Below are 22,055 nucleotides of genomic sequence, written 5' to 3' on the forward strand. Positions count from 1 at the left end.
AGCCATTAGCTCAGTTGGTAGAGCACCTGACTTTTAATCAGGGTGTCGAAGGTTCGAGTCCTTCATGGCTCACCATTGTATTACATGCGCGTGTGGCGGAATTGGCAGACGCACTAGACTTAGGATCTAGCGTCTTTGACGTGGGGGTTCAAGTCCCTCCACGCGCATCTTGTTTTTGCGGACGTGGCTCAGCGGTAGAGCATCGCCTTGCCAAGGCGAGGGTCGCGGGTTCGATTCCCGTCGTCCGCTCCATATTTGCGCCCTTAGCTCAGCTGGATAGAGCGTTTGACTACGAATCAAAAGGCCGGGAGTTCGAATCTCTCAGGGCGCGCCATACTTAAAAAAAGTATAATATCGGGATGTAGCTCAGCTTGGTAGAGCACCTGGTTTGGGACCAGGGGGTCGCATGTTCAAATCGTGTCATCCCGATACTAATTTGCGGGTGTAGTTCAATGGTAGAACTTCAGCCTTCCAAGCTGATAGCGTGGGTTCGATTCCCATCACCCGCTTACCGATTACCTAGAAGCCGAAAGGCTTCTTTTTATTTTGTCCACATTACATTTACTTCTATGTATATAAGCTACTGCAGTTATGTCTCCTGTCATGCACAGTTGGGGATGACTTGTGCATATTGTACATAGGCTCTTGTTACTTATGACATCTAGATCCCGAATTTCCCCTCTAGCGTACCCCTTTTCTCCTGCAGTAAGGCTAATTTCGTGATCAAATCCTTTGAAAATAGGAATCCTATAGCTATTATGGTACGAATTCATGGTGATAACTCTGCATCTGCTCTTGCGTTGTGCACATTGCCTTTTATTTATGTGGGTAAAAGCGAAGTCTTAAAGAGGAAATGCCCTAGAAACACTAAGGAAATGGCTAATTTGTGTATATCTTTGTGGATAGAAGGATAATGGGGTTGACTTTGTCAACAATTAATAAACAAATACACAGTATGTTGCATGAATTTGCACCTTTAAAACCACACTCTTTATAAGAGACTGTGCATAATGTTTCACGCATCACTAGTGTATACATTCATTTCTATTATTTATTTCATCTTTTTGCATAACAATCCAATATTTTCTTAAAAGAAGTATTTCAAAAACATGATTTTTTACTGTAAATTTTGCAGCTTTTCATGCGGTTTTATTGTATGATGTTAAGAAAGTGTCAAATTTCGTATGTATACGTACCTTTGCTACAACTGTATATGGTGTGGAACAGATCAGATGGGGGGAAAAGCATGACTGAGCTTACGTTAACCGCTAACAAAAACCAATCCAACAATCTGCTGCGGCGGGACGTTCGTTTTCTAGGGAATATTCTTGGTGAGGTTTTGGTTCATCAGGGTGGCAACGAACTTTTGGATATCGTGGAGAAAATACGTGAGACAAGTAAATCGTTACGTGCCGGGTATCAACCGGAGTTGTATGAGAATTTCAAACAAATGGTCAGCGGACTGGATACGGATATTCGTCACCAGGTTATTCGCGCGTTTGCGATTTATTTTCAGTTGGTGAATATCGCTGAGCAAAACCATCGTATTCGTCGTAAGCGGGATTATGAGCATTCCGCTGGTGAAGATGTTCAACCTGGTTCCATTGAAAGTTCCGTTCAGGAGCTTAAACAAGGGGGCTTCTCCGCCGAGGACGTTAGCAACTTGCTGAATGAGCTCTCTTTGGAGCTGGTCATGACCGCACATCCTACAGAAGCGACACGACGAGTAATACTTGATATCCACAAGCGCATTTCCGAGGACGTCATGCTGCTGGATAATCCGATGCTTACCTTACGTGAGCGGGAACAGGTACGGGAGAATCTGCTAAACGAAGTAATTACGCTTTGGCAGACAGATGAGCTGCGTGATCGCAAGCCAACTGTATTAGATGAAGTAAGAAATGGAATGTATTATTTTCACGAGACCTTGTTTCATGTACTGCCAGATGTGTACCAAGAATTGGAACGATGTTTGGACAAATATTATCCCGAACAAAAATGGCACATACCTACTTATCTGAGATTTGGTTCCTGGATCGGTGGAGACCGGGACGGCAATCCGTCTGTGACAGCTCATGTGACTTGGGAAACGTTACGTATGCAGCGCAAGTTGGCTTTGAGAGAATATCAGCACACGTTAAAGGAACTCATGGGTTACTTGAGTTTCAGCACCAGCATTGTGCGAGTTTCCGATGATCTGCTGGCTTCTATTGAAGAAGACCGTACTCATATTACACTTAAAAAGATGGAAGTATGGCATAACGAAAAAGAGCCTTACCGCATTAAACTGGCATATATGATTGCTAAAGTGAACAACATCCTGGATGAAAGCAAACAGGGTACCAATGAGCGTTATAATTCTGCGGAAGAGCTCATTGCAGACCTAAATGTTATTGACAACAGCCTGCGTCATCATTTTGCCGATTATGTGGCAAACACATATATTCAAAAGATGATTCGCCAGGTAGAGTTGTTTGGATTCCATACAGCTACACTGGATGTGCGTCAGCATAGTCAGGAACATGAAAATGCGATGACTGAAATTCTATCTAAAATGAATATTGTATCGGATTACAGTAAGCTATCAGAAGAGGAAAAAATAAATCTGCTGGAAAAGCTGCTGAATGAACCTCGTCCGATTACTTCACCGTATTTAAAATATAGCGATAGCACACAGGAATGTCTTGACGTATATCGTACGATTTATTTGGCTCAGGAGGAATTCGGCAAGCAGTCCATTACAAGCTACTTGATCAGTATGACTCAGGGAGCCAGTGACTTACTGGAGGTTATGGTCTTATCCAAAGAGGTAGGCCTGTTCCGCATCGAGAAGGATGGCACTGTTATCTGTACGCTGCAATCCGTCCCTTTGTTCGAAACAATAGATGATCTGCACGCTGCACCCGATATTATGAGAAGATTGATGAACTTGCCTGTATATCGACAATCTGTGGCTGCGATGGACCAGCTTCAGGAGATTATGTTGGGATATTCGGACAGTAATAAAGATGGCGGTGTGGTTACAGCGAACTGGGAACTTCGGGTCGCTATGAACAGCATTACGGAAGTAGTTAATGAGTTTGGCGTAAAAGTGAAGTTTTTCCACGGTCGTGGAGGTGCGCTGGGTCGTGGAGGAATGCCACTTAATCGCAGTATTTTGGCTCAACCTCCTCATACGATTGGAGGCGGAATCAAAATCACGGAGCAAGGCGAAGTACTATCATCCCGATACTCCCTTAGAGGCATCGCGTACCGGAGCTTGGAGCAGGCAACATCGGCGCTGATTACGGCTGTGGCATATCATCGTTCCGGGAAGAAGGAAGTGTTTGAGGAGAGCTGGGAGGAGATTATCGCCCGCATTTCCCAAGTTTCACTGGATAAGTATCAGGATTTGATTTTCCGAGATCCGGATTTCTTCAACTTCTTCAAAGAATCTACACCGTTGCCTGAGGTGGGCGAGCTGAATATTGGATCTCGTCCGTCCAAGCGCAAGAACAGCGAACGTTTTGAGGACTTACGCGCCATTCCATGGGTTTTTGCATGGACACAAAGCCGTTACTTGTTACCTGCATGGTATGCGGCTGGAACAGGTTTGCAAAGCTTCTATCAAAACAATGAGGATAATCTCAAAGTGCTGCAAACGATGTTTAGGGACTCTGCTTTCTTCCGGTCACTTATTGATACACTGCAAATGGCAATCGCTAAAGCGGATTTACTGATTGCAGAAGAGTACGCTGGGATGTCGGATAACGAAGAGGCCCGGCAGCGTATTTTCGGGCAGATTTCAGCGGAGTTCAAGCTGACATCTGAGTTGATTTTGAAAATAACTGGACAATCCGAGATTTTGGATGACGTGCCGGTTATTCAGGAATCTATCCGGTTGCGTAATCCTTATGTCGATCCGTTAAGTTACTTGCAGGTTCAATTGCTAAGTGAGCTACGGGAGCTGAGGGATCAGAACGGTGATGACACTGAAATGCTGCGTGAGGTATTGTTGACAATTAACGGAATTGCAGCAGGCTTAAGAAATACGGGCTGATATAGTACGGTTGTACGAAAACAGGCAATCGGGTACTCATGGGGTGCCCGATTGTGCTGTTTGTATATTGATGGCAGGCGTGCTTGCAGTTAGTAACAATACTACAGTTGATTTCTGGATAAAATTAAACTACGATGAATAATCATAAACATGTAATAAGTAACCCATCAGCAAGTCTGGGGGAGTATAGAGTGGATAATATGGAAAGCCGCTTGGTAAGGCTGGTACAGAAAGGCGATCAGCGAGCTTTTGCGGAGTTAGTCGAGTTATATAAAGATCGGATTTTTCATCTTTCCTACCGGATGCTAGGTAATCGCCATGAGGCGGAGGATCTGGTGCAGGAAACTTTTTTGCGTGTGTATCGTAATTTGGAAAAATATGATCATGGACAGAAGTTCTCAACCTGGATTTATCGAATTGCTACAAATCTGTGCATTGATCGTCTGCGAAGGAGAAAACCTACATACTCACTTGATGCTGAAATGAATGATCAGGAAGGTGTCGATGGGTACGCCATGCTCGCCAGTGAAGAGCTTACCCCTGAGGGGAGTACGCTTCTGTCCGAAACGCAGGCTTTGATTCATGACGCCATTGACAGCCTTCCAGATAAATACAGAACGATTATGGTTTTACGGTACTTGCAGGAGCTTTCCTTACAGGAAATCAGCGATGTGCTCAATCTCCCAGTTACCACTATTAAGACAAGAGTACACAGGGGGCGGGATTTTCTGCGCAAAAAACTGGAGCACAAGCTATAGATCATAGGCATAGATTCTAGGAAAAGAGTCTGCATAGATGTTTTATGAAACATAATGCTCGTTGTAACGTATGTAAGATGAGCAAAGTTTCTAAGCCGGAGCATGTTATGTTGAGAAACACGGAAGAATATTAGAAAGGATTGGCTCATATGGATTGCAAACAAGCCGTCTCTTTTATGCATGACTATCTAGATGGCGACCTGTCTGAGCAGGACAAACATGAGTTGGAACAGCACTTGTTAGACTGCCCGGAATGCCGCATGCGTTTTAAAGAGCTGGAGCGGACGGATGCGATGCTTTATGGTACACGCTATCATCAAGTGCCGTGTGTATCGGATGAGCTGACATTTCGCATTATGAATGCTTTGCCGCCGCATAAAAGACAGACTGCGGTGCCTATGCTGACGTGGGTGAAAAGGCATCCCGCTGTAACAGCCGCTGCCTTCTTCCTTATTGTTATATGCTCAAGCATGGCCAGCTTTTCTAGCACGGACCATCAATTGGTAGTCAAAGGAAGCCAACTGGATCAAGTCGTTATTCAGGGTGATACTGTGATTGTGCCTGAAGGGAAATCCATTGCCGGAGATTTAACAGTGCAAAATGGTGAAGCCCGTGTATACGGTGATGTGGAAGGAAATGTAACTGTGATTGATGGTTCTTATTATCAAGCGTCCACCGCCCATATTGCAGGACAGGTTAAAAGTATTGATCAAACCTTGGATTGGATTTGGTACAAGGTTACTGATTTATTCGGGGGACCCTCTTCTCCATAAAAGAAGCTTGAAATGGCAAGGACAATATCGAGCGCCTCTTTCCGCTGGAAAAGGCGTTTTTTTGTATATGAAGCTGGCGAATTGTACTGTATTTTACTGATTTTAGCGGTTCTTTTGTCACACAGCTTGCAACGTGAGCCTGATCGTTATAACCTAGATAGAGAGAGCATACTGTGTACATATTACACCCACTCACTACAGAAAATTGCGGGGGCATGCGCATGTTGGATTATTTTGCGGACCTGACTTGGAAAGAGTCCATTAAAGATATTATCGACATTTTGATCGTAACCTATATTATGTATCAGCTTATTTTACTTGTTCGCGGAACGCGTGCAGTTCAATTGTTGAAAGGGATTCTGTTTCTGGTTGTCATTTGGGCGGTTAGCACCTGGTTTGATTTGTATACGCTCAAGTGGTTGATGAACCAGATGTTCACCTTTGGTGTGGTGGCTATCTTTATTATTTTTCAGCCTGAGTTGCGTCGTGCACTGGAGCAGTTGGGGCGTGGCAAATTATTTGGGCGTTCGTCTGCGGATGATGAAGAGATTAACAAGTTAATCGGAGAAATGATTAAGGCGCTGAATTATTTATCACGTAGGAAAATAGGGGCTTTGGTCGTATTTGAGCGCGAGACAGGGCTAAACGAATATACAGAGTCTGGTATCAAGACACAGGCCGTAGTCAGTTCTGAACTGCTAATTAACATCTTCATTCCTAATACGCCTTTGCATGATGGTGCGGTGATTATTCAAAATAAACAGATTGCTTCTGCGGCCTGTTATTTGCCATTATCGGAAAATCCGTTCATCAGCAAGGAGTTGGGAACCCGTCACCGGGCTGCGATTGGGGTGAGTGAGGTAACGGATGCCGTAACTGTCGTGGTATCGGAGGAAACAGGGCAAATTTCTTTGGCCATTAATGGACAGGTCGTGCGCGACATTAAGGAAGAATCCCTAATCTCCAAGCTGTATGAGGAGTTGCGGCCAACACCGTCTTTGAAGGAAAAACGCGGCTCATTCTGGAATCGGAGGGGAGGCCGTGGAAATTCATGATGGACAAATGGATTAACAATAATACGATTTCCAAGATATTGGCGCTTGCGGTTGCTGTCCTGCTGTGGGGAATGGTCCATCTAGATACAGGTACACCTTCATCTACGTTGACCGTTTCTTATGATAATAAAGTGATTGATAATGTGGGCATTCAGGCTAGTGGTCTGGATGATTCAAAATATGTATTGTCTACCATGGATACTGACCATGTTAAGATGGAGGTCAGAGGACAGCGCTCTGTGCTGACTTCTTTTTTCGCGGATAATTATCAGGCAAAGCTAAACTTAAACGGCTTAGGAGCAGGTACTAAAACATTGTCACTCGAACCGGACTTGCCGGATGGAGTGGAGTTGGTGTCTATGACTCCTAACCGTGTTACAGTGACGATTGAGGAAAAACAAACGAAATCATTTAATGTATCTATAGTTCCTAAAGGAAACCCAGATGGGGGACTGCAGCTTGGGAAGCCTGTAATTGCTCCTCAAACTGTGAAGGTTACCTTGCCTAAAAGCCAGTTGAGTACCGTTACTGCCGTTCAAGGGGCTGTTAATACGGATGGTATCTCAGAAAAGTTTGAACAGAAGCGTGTAAAACTGAAGGCTTATAACAAAAAGGGACAGGAACTTACAGGAGCGGTCATTGAGCCATCCACTGTGTCCGTTGAAATTCCGGTAACTCAGCAGGCGAAATCTGTGCCTGTTAAGATTGTCTATGCTGGAGAGTTGCCAGACGGATTGGCGCTTTCTAAAGTCAATGCAAACGTGAAGGAAGCGGCGGTGTATGCATCGCAGGATGTATTGAGCAGCCTCAGCTCTTACGTCACGGCTACATTGGATTTAAGTCAATTCACGGAAGCGGGGACTCGTACAGTTCAAGCTAATTTGGCAGCCCCCTCAGGTTCTGATAAAATCGAGCCAGGGTCAATACAAATTCAGGTGACCGTCGTCCCTTCCAATGAAGTCACAGATACGGAACGGACGCTGTCAGGCATCCCAATCGTTTTACAAGGTGCAGGAGATAAAGCGACTACGACTGTTACAGCACCCGTAGGAAAGACGATGGATGTTACTGTGAAGGGCCCGCAGGATATGGTAAACAATTTAACCAATGATGATATTAGTTTGGTGGCAGATGTAAGTGGCCTCGCGGCTGGTCAACACGAGGTTACTCTGAAAGTAGGCTTGCCTAAATATATTACGCAAGCCGGAAATGCTGGCCAACTAAAGGCAACGGTCAACATTGAGAGCCCTTCTACGCCTGCTGTAACGAATCCGAATAGTGAGAATGAATCAAACCCCTCTGGTAGTGGCGAAAAGGGGCAGGAGAGGCCACAGGAGGGGCAAGGCAGTCAAGGTGGGGACTCTGACGCTAAGACCGGGGACAACGCAGCTGCGGAGGATAAAACAAATCCTCATAACGGCGCAGATTCTTCTGCGAATGGAACCTCGGAGAACAGTCAGCCATAACATGTTTTATCTGTAGTAAATAATCAAGATTTATTAGACAAAAAAAGGGAGTCATTTTACATGGGGAAATATTTTGGTACAGATGGTGTACGAGGCGTTGCTAATCAGGAACTTACAGCCGAACTGGCATATAGCATTGGCCGCTGCGGCGGATATGTTTTAGCAGGTAATGTAGAGAAACCGACAGTTGTTATTGGTATGGATACACGGATATCCGGACTGATGCTGGAATCGGCTCTTGTAGCCGGTTTGCTGTCCATTGGGGCTAATGTGGTTCGTCTAGGTATTGTTTCGACACCTGGGGTGGCATATCTCACACGTCAATTGAAAGCTGACGCTGGGGTAATGATCTCAGCATCACACAATCCAGTTGAAGACAACGGCATTAAGTTTTTTGGCGGTGACGGTTTTAAATTGACAGACGAAACGGAATTGAAAATTGAAGAGCTCATGGATGCAAAAGAAGACCAACTGCCTCGTCCGATTGGCGGTGGATTGGGAACGGTTGTTGTAGACGAGCATTCTCGCTACGATTATCTGGAGTTCTTGAAAACAACAATTAGCCATTCTTTTGAAGGGTTAAAAATTGTACTGGATTGTGCTAATGGAGCAGCTTATGAGCTGGCACCGAAGCTTTTTGCAGAACTGGGAGCTGAGGTACACACCATTGGTGCCGAGCCGAACGGTTTGAACATCAATGATCATTGCGGCTCGACTCATCCTGAAAAGCTGAAAGAGGAAGTACGCCGCTTGAAAGCAGATATTGGTTTGGCCTTTGACGGCGATGCCGACCGTCTAATCGCGATTGATGAGAACGGGGAAGAGGTAGACGGCGACTATATTCTCTGCATTTGCGGAGATGCAATGAACCGTGCGGGAAAACTCAAGGACAGCACCATTGTATCGACAGTGATGAGTAATATCGGTTTTTATAAAGCTACTGAAAAGCTGGCACTCAAGACTGCAAAAACTGCGGTCGGGGACCGTTATGTGATGGAAGAAATGCGTCGGGGTGGATTTAACCTAGGCGGTGAGCAGTCTGGTCATGTTATTTTCCTGGATCACAATACGACAGGCGATGGCATGCTGACTGGGATTCAGCTGGTAGATACCTTGAAAGCATCCGGCAAGAAAATGAGTGAGCTAAAATCGCTCATGAAACAGTATCCCCAAGTGCTCGTAAATGTGCGTGTGCAGGACAAACGTAACTACGAAGGGAATCCTGCCATTGCAGAAGCAATTGAGCAGGTGGAACAACAATTGGGCGATAATGGGCGTGTATTGGTCCGTGCTTCAGGCACAGAATCACTTATTCGTGTGATGGCCGAAGGCCCGGATAAGGACGAACTGGAGCAATTTGTCGGTCAGATCGTAGATGTCGTGAAGAAAGAATTAGTTTAAAATTTTGTAAACGTCGGTTGCCTGTGAAAAAGAAGCAGGCAACGGCGTTTGCGGTTATTTACTAACGATTTATGGCCTTCATGGTGTAATTATGAATAAAGTGTCATTGCCAAATGATACTTAGCTGAATATAATATAGGGATGCTGTGACTCAGATAGAGAAAGCGAGGGTTGTAAGGTAACGTAATACAAGCGCCAGAGCTTGATTTTGTGCGGGGGAACTTGGTGGAGAAGCAACGGATTCAGTTGAGATAAAGTTGCTCGCAAATCGGTTCACGACAAAACAAGCTGACGAGGTGAAGGTGTTCGAAACATTCGGCGGGGACCTTCCGGTGAAGCATCGAGCCGTAAACCGGCAGCGGAAAATGAACAGGCAACTGTTTACACAACGCACCGGTAGATGCCTTTATTATTTTATAACCTAAATTATAAGATTCATTTCATGAATGTGCGGCCATCATCATTGGCGTGCGCGGTTTGGGAATTTCGTTACATTCGTGAAGAGATGCCTGTAAATTCTATAGTTATCATTGACAACTTCATAGATGAATGAACTTTATTCCACAATCTACCGCACACGTTAGTCCTGTGATGAGTCGTCTTGTGAAATGATGATCGGGAGGATAACGAATATGTGTGGCATTGTAGGATATATTGGTAATCAGAATACGCAAGAGGTATTGATTGACGGATTGAAAAAGCTGGAGTATCGCGGTTATGACTCTGCGGGTATTGCCGTGTTTACAGATTCAGGATTGCAAGTAGCCAAGGCTAAAGGTCGTCTGGCTAATCTGGAAGCTAAACTGGATGGTACGCCGTTGGTAGGCCATGCAGGTATCGGACATACACGTTGGGCAACGCACGGTAAGCCTTCTGATGAAAACTCCCATCCACATTTGGATGAGAGCCAAAAGTTCTCTGTAGTTCACAACGGAATTATTGAGAACTATCTGGAGCTGAAGGAGCAGCTGATCAGCGAAGGTCATACCTTTATTTCCGAAACGGACACGGAAATTATTTCTCATCTGGTTGCGCGTGAATATAAAGGGGATATCGTTAAAGCAGTACAAAAAGCAATTACCTTTATGCGCGGTGCTTTTGCACTGGGTGTGCTGACAGAGCACGAGCCTAATAAGCTGGTTGCTGTTCGTCAAGCTAGCCCGCTGGTTATTGGTGTGGGAGAAGGCGAGAACTTTATCGGTTCCGACATTCCGGCTATTCTGAAATATACACGCAATGTATTTATTTTGAACGATGGCGAAATGGCTGTTTTGACCAGTGATGCTGTCGAATTAATGACAATCGAAGGCCAATTTATTTCTCGGGAAATGATTCATGTCGAATGGGATGCTGTAACAGCGGAAAAAGGCGGCTATGAGCATTTCATGTTGAAAGAAATTCACGAGCAGCCTAAGGCTTATCGTGACACAATGTTGGGCCGTATCGATAAAGATACTAAAAAAGTTGTTCTTCCTGAGCTGAAGCTGACAGAAGAACAAATTAAAAATATCCGCAACATTCAAATTGTTGCGTGTGGTACAGCTTACAATGCTGGTTTGATTGGTCGTACAGTTATTGAAAGTCTGGCTCGTATACCGGTAGAAAATGATGTGGCTTCCGAATATCGTTATCGTTCACCTATCGTAACACCAGAGACATTGGTGATCGTGGTGAGCCAATCCGGTGAAACTGCTGACACGTTGGCAGCCTTGCGTGAAGCACAAGCAAATGGCGCTCATGTACTGGCGATTACAAACGTAGTCGGCAGCTCCATCGCCCGTGATGCAGATGATGTGTTGGTTACACTGGCAGGACCGGAAATTGCCGTAGCCTCCACTAAAGCATATTCTTCACAGTTGATTGCGTTCTATCTGTTTGGTTTGTATCTCGCTCAAGTGCGTGGCACACAAACGGATGAGCAAGTGGCTCATGTGCTGGCTGCTATGGAATCCCTGCCAGAGCAAGTGGAAGAGATGCTGGGTAAAGCAGATGCGATCAAAGCCTATGCTGAGCAAATTGCAAGCCACAAGCACCTGTTCTTTATTGGTCGCGGTCAGGACTATGCTGTAGTACAGGAAGGCTCCCTGAAGCTCAAGGAAATTTCCTACATTCATTCCGAGGCTTATGCTGCGGGTGAATTGAAGCATGGTACACTGGCATTGATTGAAGACGGCATTCCGGTTATCGCTTTGGTAACACAGGAATCCGTGTTGGAGAAAACAGTGAGCAACATTAAGGAAGTCAAGGCTCGTGGTGCAGATGTTCTTGCGATTACGTACGAAGAGCACGCAGTTGAGTTGCTGAAGTCCGTGGATCAGGTATTTGCCATTCCGAAGACACTTCCAATTCTGTCTGCTGCAATTTCAGTTGTATCTCTCCAACTGTTGGCTTACTACGCTTCTCTTGCACTGGGTCATGATGTTGATAAACCACGTAACCTAGCGAAAAGTGTTACTGTAGAATAAGCGTTAGTAAAACGCTAACTAATTGTCTGGTGTTCGGTTACATTATAGTTGGTAAATGAACATTAAAGTTGGTAAATGAACATTAAAGTTGGTAAATTGACATTATAGTTGGTAAATCAACGACAGTGGTCATTAAAAATAAAACTAATAATGTCTAATAAATTATTAATCCTGATGTGTTCCGACAATAAAGTTGTGTTCTAATTTACAGCAGCTTGTGATTGATTATTATTAATTGTAGATTTAGAAATTGGTTTTTAAATGCCGATAAATATATTTAATTATAATATATCCTTTTATGACTAATTAATTATAAAATTCGTCTATAAAAAGCTTAATATCCAAACTTGAACAGTCCCGATGAAAAACTCTTGATCGGGACTGTTTGTATTTTATTGATTGTGGGTGGATTAATGAAAACTTTGGGAGAAAAGATAAAAATTATACGAAAAATGAATAAGCTTAATCAGATGGAATTTTCATCAATTATTGGCGTTTCTCAAGGTACATTAAGTGAATTGGAGAAAGATAAGTACAGGCCATCTGTTGAAACAATAATTGCTTTAAAACTAAATTTTGATATTGATTTAGAATGGCTGCTACTTGAGGAGCCAGTGAATTCTAACATAGGATTATTCCATATTCAAATAGATGAGTTTGAGCTAAACTTGGTTTCAAATTTACGAAAGCTAAACTTAGAAGATAAACAAGAAATTGGAGAAATAATAAATTTGAAATTAAAACGATATAATAAATAAGAACTGATTGCCCAAAGGGAATAAATTGTTAGAGTGAAAATGAGAATTAGATTGTAAAAACGAAGTTAGACTAGAGTATAAATGTACGGTTAATAAGGAAAGTCGCATGCTTTAAATTGAAGAGTAGTGCCCTTAAGATAAAATGGCCAGCTCCTGCGAAAGATAGCAGGAGCTGGCCATTATGCCCGCAACCGTGGGCTAAAATAAAGACAGCTACTGCTGACATTTTCCGCATTATTTAATACTTAAATCAAGAAGTCCATTTCCTTCGCGCTTTTTACTCTCTCCTAACGAGACTGTATGTTTAATAAGCTGTGCATAAATTTCGCGTTCTGTTAATCTTCGACCTAGTTCCCGTTCAATAGTATTGATGAGAAGAGCAAGTGCCCCTGAAACATGCGGCACTGCCATTGAGGTTTTCCAGCCCATACCATAACCGCCATTTGGGGTCGTTGAATATATAGGAGCATTTTCATCACCACCAGGAGCTACAATATCAACCTGTGAGTTTGTTGCACTGTAGCAGGGAAATGACTTATCCAATTTCACGGCTCCGACAGAAATCACTTCTGGATAAATACCTGGGTAGCTAATTTCATCATTTTCAGGACTACAATCCCCACCTTCATCAACATCACCATTATTTCCCGCACATGTAACAACAGGAATATCATTATCTATTGCTCTTTTTATAGCCTCATGATAAGCTTCATCGCCCTCTTCACCTATTATAGACATAGAGATCACTCTTACCTTCTCTTGATTAGGACCTCTCCAAGAAATTGCATAGTCAATTGCTGCCACTTGCCAGTCAGTATTGCCAATTGCGTTTTGAGGATTATCCTGATCTATTCTAAGTACTTTTAAAATCAAAAGTTTTGCCTCAGGGGCAACCCCAACAACACCTTTTCCATCTAGCTTAGCAGCAATAGTCCCTGCGACATGCGTTCCGTGCCCATGTTCATCTAAATAATCATCCGGGCTTCCAATATCTGTGAAGTTTTTACCCGCTATGACCTGCCCGTTAAGATCAGGGTGACGCCAGTCACATCCTGAATCAAGGACTGCTATGATTATTCCTTTTCCGTACTCACCAATCTCCCAGATTTTGGGGGTATTGATCAATTTTACACCGGGCACGTTATCTATTTCGGATACATTTCTTCTGAGGACTTCATTTACTTCTGTAATGATGGGTTGAACAATAACCATTTTACCCATTTGTATTTCAACTCCAGAAATTTTATTAGGGATAGTATGTTTCGTTCCAGAATCGTTTATACGGAATGGAATGTATCTTTTATATAAAGAATCACTTAATCAGTTAAAACCGTGATTCTTAGCAGCGACAATAATATAGGGCAAAGCAGGTATGCTCTACAGCCGACTCCTCCTGGCCGGACACGAGCAGGGACTGGTGGTGCAGCCGGTGAGACAGGTGCTGGAGGAATATCCTGAGATGCAGGAGGCCTATACCTGGATTCATCAGGAGCATGTTCCTAGCGTTGGAACGATACAGTTCCTGATCCGGATGGTTCAGCCTATGCAGGATACTCCGCTAAGCATAAGAAGGGAAGCAACCGCCCTGATTATTGATTGAGTGGACAACAGTCGTTGAATCTGTCCAATCTAGCAGCTGATCCTGGCGATACGCACTGTGGCCATTTGCTGTGTCGCGGGAACCGCAGCGTTGCAGACCCTGCGACTACCGGAGCAACCGTGGATTCCGGCAGGCAGCATCGGCGCAAAAGCATGACGGATCCAGACGGATCAAGGTGGCGAGGTTGCAGCTATTTGTGTACGGTCATTGCATTCACGTTGACTTGCTGCCATAGATTGTGCAGGCCTTCTGCAATCGGGGTTATGACTTTGCTGCTTGTGAGGTAGCCATTGTGGCATAAGGGATTCCAGCTGTCGATCAGCGTTCCGACGTTGACGTCACGGTCTTCACTAACGGCCTTGTCGTATTCAGGATGAACGCTCTTCAGCGGATAGCCCAGAACATCGTCTTTATCATAAAAGTTGATCCATTCGCCCGGGATATCGGGATATTTGGCGGAGAAGTCCTTGCTAGGCACTTGGATCGGCTTGTCAAACGTGGCGTAACGCAGGCTCCACAAGGGCAAGGTAGATCCGCAGGAATAGAACAGCGACAAGGTGTCCCCCCGTTCCAGAGCGGAATCCGGGTTTACGATTTCAGGTTTCCGCCGGGCATATTGCAGATCATAGAAGAAATTGCTTGCAATAACGCTACCCAGACTATGTGAAATAACGCAGAGCGGAGCATCCGCTCCGGCTTCAGTACTTAGCCGGTTCAATTGCTTGCTTATCGTCCGATGAACCGCTTCATAGTTCTGGTCCCCGCTTTCTAGGGGGTGGTATGCGACAGCATCCGCCAGATAGTGAATCATGAATTCTCTTAGCTCTGTGTATCGCAGATTGTACGGAGCGCCTACCAGCTTCTGTTTCAATTCTTCTTCCCGCTCAGCGAAGACAGAAGCCCACCACACCGGCTTGATCACCATTCGCGCCTCCGGGTTTTTCTCGCCGCTGATTCGGAAGAAGGTCTTGTGCAGATCCTTAATGAAAGCTGATGCAAAGTCCTCATGCTGCTTGCCTAAACCGTGAATAACAATGACCGCCAGTTTTTGTGTCATGTGATCTTCTCGCCTTCTTAATTTGTTATATCAAAGCAGGAGCCAACCCATAAAGTCGGCTCCTTTTAGTTTGCCTTAATGGACAGGCGTTAATTCAGCCACGAGTTGAACCGCCCGATTGGCATCAATACGGCCAAAGCCGTAGCGATCATGCCAGCCGTCCGCCATTGGTCTAGCCGACTTGCGGAGAATCTCATGGATATCTTCAATAGTCAAGGAATTGCCGTGCGCCTTGGCCTCTGCGAGCATCAGGGCAACAATACCGGTTACTGCCGGGGCAGCCATACTGGTGCCCATCATATCAGTAACACCATTTATGGATCCGGATTTAGCGGCCATAACTTTGAATTGCTTAGGTTCATTTCGGGTAGCATTTCCTCCCGGCGCACTAATCTCCGGCTTTTGTCTTCCGTCACGTGTCGGACCGGCGCTGGAAAAGTAGGAGAGCGGTGTACCCGCTTCCTTGGCACTGTAAGACCCGACAACGATGGATTTTTTGCCACAGCAGATGGAACCAAGGGTGTGGGTATTATCCAGCGGCTGCTTGAAATGGGATTGGTTTTTATAAAACACACCGTTAGCGTCTTCCCAATTATCATCCCGTTCAATCCAAGCATGATATTTACCCGATTGAATTCTTATTCCCCGCAGTTTAAGAGTCCATGAACCAGGTAGTAAATTTCTCTCCATGAAGATATTGATGACGTTGTCACCGTTGTTCGGATCTTGTTCGCGGTGGGAGATAAAGATCAGGATCTCGTTCTGTTCCCCGAGCACCTGATGGTTCGTGCCAAGCTTAATCTCCCCGAGGTTTAACCCGTTTGGCGCGATCAGTTGGCAGGAGAATTCATCTGTTTTATCGTACCAAATTTCGATTTCATTCGAAGTTATGTCTGAGCTTTCAACGATCCAGTGGAGATCTTGGGTTTCATTCTGCTGGATTGTTCCGCTCGTGTGGATGCCGTCGGCATAAGAGTTGCTGGCCGCCAGTACAATAGCACGATTGTTAGCAGCACTAACGAGAGTATCGAGTCCAGCCTCAACCAGGGAAGTGCCGTCATGCGGGCCGCCATTGGTGCCCAAACTTACATTGGTGACACAAGGCCGGTTGTCAGCAAGCTTGAAGATGTATTGCAGAGCCTCCAGCAGATGAACCGAACCTCCAAAGTTCCCCTCAACTGCCTCTGGCCCCCGCCACGGAACATCTTTGTCATTTAATTGCACAAAAACGATATCTGCTTGCGGCGCTGCTCCGGGCACTTTGGTTCCGTTACCGTTGCCGGCAGCAGTGTCCATAACATGGGTTCCATGCCAGGGTTCTTCTTCATCTTTAGGGTTAGGAATCTTTAATGCGGCAAACGGGTCTTGTGTTTTCAAAGCGTTGGTCAGTTGTTCTTGTGAGAACACCTTGCCATATCCAAACTCGGTATCGCTGGAGTTTTTAACTGTCTGGTCCCAGTAGCTGAGGATACGGCTTGTCCCATCTAGATTAATGAAGTTTTGGTGTGTAAAGTCACATCCGTAATCCACAATTCCGATGACTACCCCTTTGCCGCCGTTACTTTTAGTGTCTTGAGGCAACAAGTCAGCACGGGCTTTGGTTTCCTCAATGGATTTAAATTGCTGAGGTTTTAATAACTGCGAGGCCTTCAAGCTCATGACCGCCGGGGATTTGCGGATCTGTTCAATCTGGTCGGCGGCAATTCGTGCTGTCACAAGCCGCACGTTCTCCTGTTCCTCAGGTACACTGCCTAGGTCGGAAATTTGCCGGACCCCTGACAGGTTTTTCCACGCCTCGATATCCTTCACTTTGGCGATGACCGCTATCTCATTGGCGCTTTTATCCGCTGATTCTGCGTTGAATGCATGCCGTCCGGCAGCTTCCGTCCCGCTTTGATTGAAAGCAATTACCCGCTGTAGTCTGGGGTCCAGATTAGCCGGAATCTCATTCGTCGTTTCTTTGAATTTCATATCAAGTCTCCCTTGTCTGAATTGTACACGGGAAGGTGCACCGTATATATGCTGTCACCAAATAGAATTTTTATAAAAGCCATTTTTCGGCTTTTAAGATGTTACATGCCATGGGAGTAAAGGGGGGCAACACTCTCTATTGTCGGAAGAAAATAAAGTATTAGACTGGAGTTGTTGATTCGATGCGGTTTTCGGTTCTGTTGATCGTCAGGTTTTGAAAAATAAGTTTTAGACTGAGGCATTAAGTGAATCCTTAAAACGAATCAAACCAGATAATAAGTATTAGACTGTGAAGCTTCGCGCAGCAGTTGGTCGTCGTGACCGGCTTTCGATTCCCGCTCGCCCGGTGTATCCTTTGAGAACCAAGAGTGGCAAGCTGAAGCATTGAGGAGCAACTGGCCGACTTAGCCAGTCGCAGATCGCTTCGCCGAGTCTAATACTTTATTTTCTCCATACATCTATGCCCTGCAAGTTATTCTCCATTTCTCGGGGCTTCAGAGAGGAGTACTAGGAGCAGTTCACGGTTTTCCGGCTGTGACTATCTGAATAAACGGATTCTACCACTTCGTTCTTTCAATATACTCTTGGGACTCAGATGGGGGGATCCCAAGACGTCAGCCGGGTTTGTTGTTTGGCGCATGCTGACTGTTAGGATTTTAAGTATGGAGATTAATGTACTGTACACAGTTGCAACGGATGCTTATGGTAGAAGAACGAAATCAGGAACCAGATTCACGTTAGCGTTTACTGATACGGGAGTCTAGATAAAGAAGAGCAGGGCTACCATGGCAGCTTTGTGGGTGCAAGGGTAACCCTGGTACAAGTGATTGGGTTATTGAGTGGAATTACAGTGAGCAACATGTTTAACTAAGGGTAAATAATAGCTCCAAAACAGCTTAATCTAAGACTTTTCTAGATATATATAATTACTAGGAACTATTTATCTTCTAAATAATTTTTCGGAATTTTAAACTATCTTATAAAGATCGTTATCCAGCTCCCCGACAAACTGGGAAAATGGAGTAACAGCAATAAGAGAAAGCGTCAATCGGGCACGAGTCATGGCCACATACAGCTTGCGACGTTCGGTCGCTACGTGAGCATCGGGATCATCGCCTGGATCTGATAGTTTGATAGGAAGTTTGCCCTCCTGAAGACCGGTTACGATGACATGATCGAATTCCAAGCCTTTGGATGAATGAAACGAAACAAGTTTAACACCCTGAGTTAGAAAATCGGCCTCATCCGACTTTATTTTTATTGCAGCAATGTTTACTTTGGCTAAGGCAAGTGCAATATCATCCAATCGGTCATTTGAATGTGCAATCACTCCAATTGTATCCGTAGGGAATTCTGTAATAAGCTCTTTAATTTTTTTTATAAGCTGCTTTTTTTCTTCGGCAGTTGAGCTAACCATGCTTAATTCTGGAACTGGCCCCTTAATATCCGGATCTGTGGATGGCAGAAATTCTGAATCGTTTAACAGTGTCTTGTCGCGAGCCTGCAAACTTTTCGCAAGTTGAATAATTTGTTTGGTGGAGCGAAAGCTTTTATTAAGTATTTTACTTCGTGTCCCTTTTATATCAATATCCACGCTTTTCCAAGTAAAAGATCTTCTATATATTTGTTGTCCTTTGTCGGCTGCAATTGTAAGACTCTTAACAGCAAGCAACTTGACGACCTTTAATTGCGCAGGAGACAGGTCTTGTGCTTCATCGATGAGTACATGTAACGGTCTCCGATCAACAGTGATTTCGTGTTCATGTATCAGTAACAGAATGGCAATATCATCAAAATCATGTGCGTTTTTGCTTGTGAGTATGGACTGGTATTTCTCATAAACATCAAAAATGGATTCACGATGCAATTTAGTAACCTGAATTTGATTTCCCCGTCCTGTACGAGCACAACTTATATCAGGAAATCCCAGCGAGTTTATTGGAAAGTATAATAAACCAAGAGATTAATGATGACACGATTCCGGATATTTTCAATAAGATTGACGAGTTGTTACTAGAGAATACCGGCCAGACTCAAAAAATTGATGTTTTGATTGGCGGTCCGCCCTGTCAGGCCTATTCGCTTGTTGGACGAGCCAGAGATCCACAGAAGAAGGAGAATGATCCGAGGAACTATCTCTGTATGTGAAATTTCTGGTCAAATATCAGCCTGATATTTTTGTGTTTGAAAATGTACCTGGTATTTTAAATGCTGGTGGAGGATCTTATTATAGGGATATTCAAGATTTAATGAGAGAAATCGGATATGAAATCAAACATAAAACCTTGGATGCTTCTCATTACGGAGTGTTACAAAAGAGAAAGAGAGTTATACTAATTGGATGGAACAGGAAGTTGGGATACGAATATCCGCGTTTTACCCAAATCGAACAACTTGCATTAGTCGAAGATATTTTTTCGGACCTGCATCCACTTGCACCAGGTGAACAATTGAATGAATATGTTAAAGAACCAACATCATACCTTAAGGATACTAATATCAGGAATGAAGAGGATATATTAACACAGCACTTAACCAGAATGCATAATGAGAGGGATCTTGAAATATACAATATTGCAATAGACCTTTGGAATCGAGAAAAAAAGCGTTTGAAGTACACAGATCTCCCAGAAAGATTAAGAACGCATAATAATCTTAAGGCTTTTCTGGATCGATTCAAGGTTGTAGCAAGAGATTTACCTTATTCACATACAGTAGTGGCTCATATAGCCAAGGACGGGCATTATTATATACATCCGGATATTAACCAGTCCAGATCAATATCTGTCAGAGAGGCAGCGAGACTTCAGTCGTTTCCTGATAATTTTTATTTTGAGGGACCACGTACAGCTGTATTTACACAGATAGGTAATGCTGTTCCGCCGTTGATGGCTGAAACTATAGCTATGGAAATCAAAAAGATGTTAATTGGTGAAGTGCAGTTATCATTTATGGTTTAGTTTTTAAAAGGAACCCTTAAAGGGTTCCTCAGAGTGTCGAGAAAGTCCAGAGGACTTTTCGACACTTCTATTTTTATATGGGGAGACGCATCTTTTAAAACAAAAATCGATTTAAAACGATCTGAGGACCCTAGTTTTTAGACCACTAAGACAGTTTTAAACCCCCTGCAAAAAAACAGGGGGTTTCTCGACAGCCTGAGGAACCCTTAAAGGGTTCCTTTTATTTGATTTGCTCGACAAATGCATATGAACTTTAGGGTTTCTAGATTTTATTAAATATTTATAAGAACTACTTTGTTTTATCATCTTAATTCCGATACTCTTAAGTTTTGAATTTACAGGTTATGAAATGCTACATAGGCATCCTATAACAAATAGAAACGAAATTCCACTCAAAATGAAGTGAATACATTATTTGGGGTCATCTACATAATGATTTATATGAAAGATTCAATTTGTTATTTATGCAATATTTCTTTGTTAAATATTGTATAAAATTAATTGTTTATTCCAATAATAGAACAAGAACGAGATTTTCAGAGCTGCAGAAGAAATTACTTACAAATATAAGTTGATATCGGAAGGAAGATAGCCATGAAATTAAACTTTTTTTCACCACCAGCAAATTTGACAGATTTCGATTCCATTCCAAATCAGAGAGAAGCTTGGAGTGAAGCCATCTCATATTTTTTTAATGAAGGAATAAAAAATGTTGAAGAAAAACTCGAACAAGGTAAAAGTCAGTTTTATAATCCCTTATTTACGGAAACAACACAAGACGAAAAATCCCGCGTTATTAGTTGGTTAGGTTTTCCAAGGGTGCTTTTGGAAAAAGTTCACCCTAAAGAAGCAGCATATAAAGTTGCAGAAGAATTAAAGGAGATCTCTTTAAGGGAGGATGATCAATTAATTTGGGGTGTTAATTCTGTTAAAGTCCGTCAACAAGATGAATACTTAGAGTGGCATACTTTTTTTGATCAAAATGGCAATGTAAAAAAAGTTACGTTTACCTGTGAAGGGCCTGAATATTGGGAAGCTTTAGCAGGAGGATATCCACTTTTATATAAAGGGTCGAAAACAGCTGGTGCTAAGGGGGATAAAAATAAGTTGTTAGCCCTATATCGTCAATATATAAGTCCAAATGTGCAGATGGAAGATCTTTTTTTAGAAGGTGTTTATTTTCCATATAATAAGTGGAACACTACACACGGTTGCTTACATTTAATACAGCCAAATAATACTTTGAATGCAGAAATTGACATTGCTGCAAATGCAACAGTTTTACGTAAGAAGCAAGATGGAACACTTATTACTGATGCTAATGAACTAATTTGTTGTGCACAATATGGTGCGCCACTCAGAGCTAGTGATCCTACAATTGGTGGCCAGGTAAATGCGTTAGCACGTAAGGGTGCATCAATTACACTTAAAGATCCAGTAGGTCTTTATATAGATAGTATTGATACAGATGGATTTGTAACTCCGGATGGTTCCAATGCAATGGACTATTGGAAAGTTTTAAGGGGACAAGATGGAATGATTGTACGTGCTGTTTTTGAGGTACCTGATTCAGCTCCATTCACTGTAAGTGACATCAAGATCGGAGGTACAAATATTAAATTTGGAGGGCAAATTGCAGAACATATAATTATTAAATTGACAGGGATTGCTTGTCGTTTCGGTCAAGCACAAAATCAGGCAGTTGATTGTGAGTCAGGCACATTGGATGGATGCAGACGTCTGTAAAAAATA

The 22,055-nt window shown here is 43.5% G+C and carries 14 protein-coding genes, 5 tRNA genes and 1 pseudogene; 16 read left to right on the top strand and 4 right to left on the bottom strand.

The window, feature by feature from the left end:
* Positions 1 to 86: 86 nt before the first annotated feature.
* The 13 genes from NLX74_RS24525 (at position 87) to NLX74_RS24585 (ending at position 12,715) form a co-directional block, all read left to right on the top strand.
* Positions 87 to 167: transfer RNA gene (locus NLX74_RS24525), tRNA-Leu, on the top strand.
* Positions 168 to 177: 10 nt separating this feature from the next.
* Positions 178 to 252, top strand: a tRNA-Gly gene (locus tag NLX74_RS24530).
* Between the two features lie 5 nt (positions 253 to 257).
* Positions 258 to 334: transfer RNA gene (locus NLX74_RS24535), tRNA-Arg, on the top strand.
* 21 nt (positions 335 to 355) lie between these two features.
* A tRNA-Pro gene (locus NLX74_RS24540) sits at positions 356 to 429 on the top strand.
* Between the two features lie 9 nt (positions 430 to 438).
* A tRNA-Gly gene (locus tag NLX74_RS24545) sits at positions 439 to 509 on the top strand.
* 737 nt (positions 510 to 1,246) lie between these two features.
* Positions 1,247 to 4,039 carry a phosphoenolpyruvate carboxylase gene (gene ppc, locus NLX74_RS24550; protein WP_023990483.1) on the top strand — a complete coding sequence of 931 codons (2,793 nt, stop codon included), beginning with the start codon at positions 1,247 to 1,249 and terminating at the stop codon, positions 4,037 to 4,039.
* Between the two features lie 191 nt (positions 4,040 to 4,230).
* Positions 4,231 to 4,797, top strand: a complete 567-nt coding sequence (gene sigW, locus NLX74_RS24555; RefSeq protein WP_016818747.1) for an RNA polymerase sigma factor SigW — start codon at positions 4,231 to 4,233, stop codon at positions 4,795 to 4,797.
* 149 nt (positions 4,798 to 4,946) lie between these two features.
* Positions 4,947 to 5,570: an anti-sigma factor gene (locus NLX74_RS24560; protein ID WP_013312128.1), complete on the top strand. Its 624-nt coding sequence runs from the start codon at positions 4,947 to 4,949 to the stop codon at positions 5,568 to 5,570.
* A 221-nt stretch (positions 5,571 to 5,791) separates the two neighbouring features.
* A complete protein-coding gene (gene cdaA / locus NLX74_RS24565; RefSeq protein WP_013312127.1) occupies positions 5,792 to 6,625 on the top strand; it encodes a diadenylate cyclase CdaA in 834 nt (277 codons plus the stop codon).
* On the top strand, positions 6,622 to 8,091 hold the full coding sequence (locus NLX74_RS24570) for a CdaR family protein (RefSeq protein ID WP_254330794.1): 1,470 nt from the start codon (positions 6,622 to 6,624) through the stop codon (positions 8,089 to 8,091). Before cdaA ends, NLX74_RS24570 begins: the two co-directional genes overlap by 4 nt.
* A gap of 60 nt (positions 8,092 to 8,151) precedes the next feature.
* Positions 8,152 to 9,492: a phosphoglucosamine mutase gene (gene glmM, locus NLX74_RS24575; protein ID WP_013312125.1), complete on the top strand. Its 1,341-nt coding sequence runs from the start codon at positions 8,152 to 8,154 to the stop codon at positions 9,490 to 9,492.
* Between the two features lie 632 nt (positions 9,493 to 10,124).
* Positions 10,125 to 11,957, top strand: coding sequence for a glutamine--fructose-6-phosphate transaminase (isomerizing) (glmS, locus tag NLX74_RS24580; RefSeq protein ID WP_061832056.1), 1,833 nt, complete (start codon positions 10,125 to 10,127; stop codon positions 11,955 to 11,957).
* A 413-nt stretch (positions 11,958 to 12,370) separates the two neighbouring features.
* A complete protein-coding gene (locus NLX74_RS24585) occupies positions 12,371 to 12,715 on the top strand; it encodes a helix-turn-helix domain-containing protein (protein WP_069011564.1) in 345 nt (114 codons plus the stop codon).
* A 234-nt stretch (positions 12,716 to 12,949) separates the two neighbouring features.
* On the opposite strand, the gene NLX74_RS24590 is transcribed toward NLX74_RS24585, so the two are convergent.
* A complete protein-coding gene (locus tag NLX74_RS24590; RefSeq protein ID WP_069011565.1) occupies positions 12,950 to 13,936 on the bottom strand; it encodes a S8 family peptidase in 987 nt (328 codons plus the stop codon).
* Between the two features lie 151 nt (positions 13,937 to 14,087).
* Between NLX74_RS24590 and NLX74_RS24595 the strand changes: the two genes are divergently transcribed.
* Positions 14,088 to 14,315 (top strand): hypothetical protein, encoded by a 228-nt coding sequence (locus NLX74_RS24595; protein WP_254330800.1) that lies wholly within the window; start codon positions 14,088 to 14,090, stop codon positions 14,313 to 14,315.
* Positions 14,316 to 14,505: 190 nt separating this feature from the next.
* On the opposite strand, the gene NLX74_RS24600 is transcribed toward NLX74_RS24595, so the two are convergent.
* The 3 genes from NLX74_RS24600 to NLX74_RS24610 all read right to left on the bottom strand — a co-directional run bounded on the left by NLX74_RS24600 (position 14,506) and on the right by NLX74_RS24610 (position 19,210).
* Entirely contained in the window at positions 14,506 to 15,240 is a 735-nt protein-coding gene (locus NLX74_RS24600) for a chemotaxis protein (protein WP_254330806.1), read from the bottom strand.
* Between the two features lie 207 nt (positions 15,241 to 15,447).
* Positions 15,448 to 17,343: a S8 family peptidase gene (locus NLX74_RS24605; RefSeq protein WP_254330808.1), complete on the bottom strand. Its 1,896-nt coding sequence runs from the start codon at positions 17,341 to 17,343 to the stop codon at positions 15,448 to 15,450.
* A 967-nt stretch (positions 17,344 to 18,310) separates the two neighbouring features.
* Entirely contained in the window at positions 18,311 to 19,210 is a 900-nt protein-coding gene (locus NLX74_RS24610) for a 3'-5' exonuclease (RefSeq protein WP_254330810.1), read from the bottom strand.
* Positions 19,211 to 19,392: 182 nt separating this feature from the next.
* Between NLX74_RS24610 and NLX74_RS24615 the strand changes: the two are divergent.
* A pseudogene (locus NLX74_RS24615) lies at positions 19,393 to 20,303 on the top strand (DNA cytosine methyltransferase).
* Between the two features lie 594 nt (positions 20,304 to 20,897).
* Positions 20,898 to 22,049 carry a hypothetical protein gene (locus NLX74_RS24620; protein WP_254330812.1) on the top strand — a complete coding sequence of 384 codons (1,152 nt, stop codon included), beginning with the start codon at positions 20,898 to 20,900 and terminating at the stop codon, positions 22,047 to 22,049.
* Positions 22,050 to 22,055 lie beyond the last annotated feature (6 nt).

Origin of the sequence: Paenibacillus sp. MZ03-122A (genome assembly GCF_024213325.1) — a bacterium.
GTDB classification, from domain to species: domain Bacteria; phylum Bacillota; class Bacilli; order Paenibacillales; family Paenibacillaceae; genus Paenibacillus; species Paenibacillus polymyxa_B.

What these genes read in the sequence shown, in the direction of transcription:
- glmM (WP_013312125.1), top strand. Translation starts at nt 8,152, where the DNA reads ATGGGGAAATATTTTGGTACAGATGGTGTACGAGGCGTTGCTAATCAG.
- ppc (WP_023990483.1), top strand. Translation starts at nt 1,247, where the DNA reads ATGACTGAGCTTACGTTAACCGCTAACAAAAACCAATCCAACAATCTG.
- NLX74_RS24560 (WP_013312128.1), top strand. Translation starts at nt 4,947, where the DNA reads ATGGATTGCAAACAAGCCGTCTCTTTTATGCATGACTATCTAGATGGC.
- NLX74_RS24620 (WP_254330812.1), top strand. Translation starts at nt 20,898, where the DNA reads ATGAAATTAAACTTTTTTTCACCACCAGCAAATTTGACAGATTTCGAT.
- NLX74_RS24595 (WP_254330800.1), top strand. Translation starts at nt 14,088, where the DNA reads ATGCTCTACAGCCGACTCCTCCTGGCCGGACACGAGCAGGGACTGGTG.
- cdaA (WP_013312127.1), top strand. Translation starts at nt 5,792, where the DNA reads ATGTTGGATTATTTTGCGGACCTGACTTGGAAAGAGTCCATTAAAGAT.
- NLX74_RS24605 (WP_254330808.1), bottom strand. Translation starts at nt 17,343, where the DNA reads ATGAAATTCAAAGAAACGACGAATGAGATTCCGGCTAATCTGGACCCC.
- NLX74_RS24585 (WP_069011564.1), top strand. Translation starts at nt 12,371, where the DNA reads ATGAAAACTTTGGGAGAAAAGATAAAAATTATACGAAAAATGAATAAG.
- NLX74_RS24590 (WP_069011565.1), bottom strand. Translation starts at nt 13,936, where the DNA reads ATGGGTAAAATGGTTATTGTTCAACCCATCATTACAGAAGTAAATGAA.
- glmS (WP_061832056.1), top strand. Translation starts at nt 10,125, where the DNA reads ATGTGTGGCATTGTAGGATATATTGGTAATCAGAATACGCAAGAGGTA.
- NLX74_RS24570 (WP_254330794.1), top strand. Translation starts at nt 6,622, where the DNA reads ATGATGGACAAATGGATTAACAATAATACGATTTCCAAGATATTGGCG.
- NLX74_RS24600 (WP_254330806.1), bottom strand. Translation starts at nt 15,240, where the DNA reads ATGGTGATCAAGCCGGTGTGGTGGGCTTCTGTCTTCGCTGAGCGGGAA.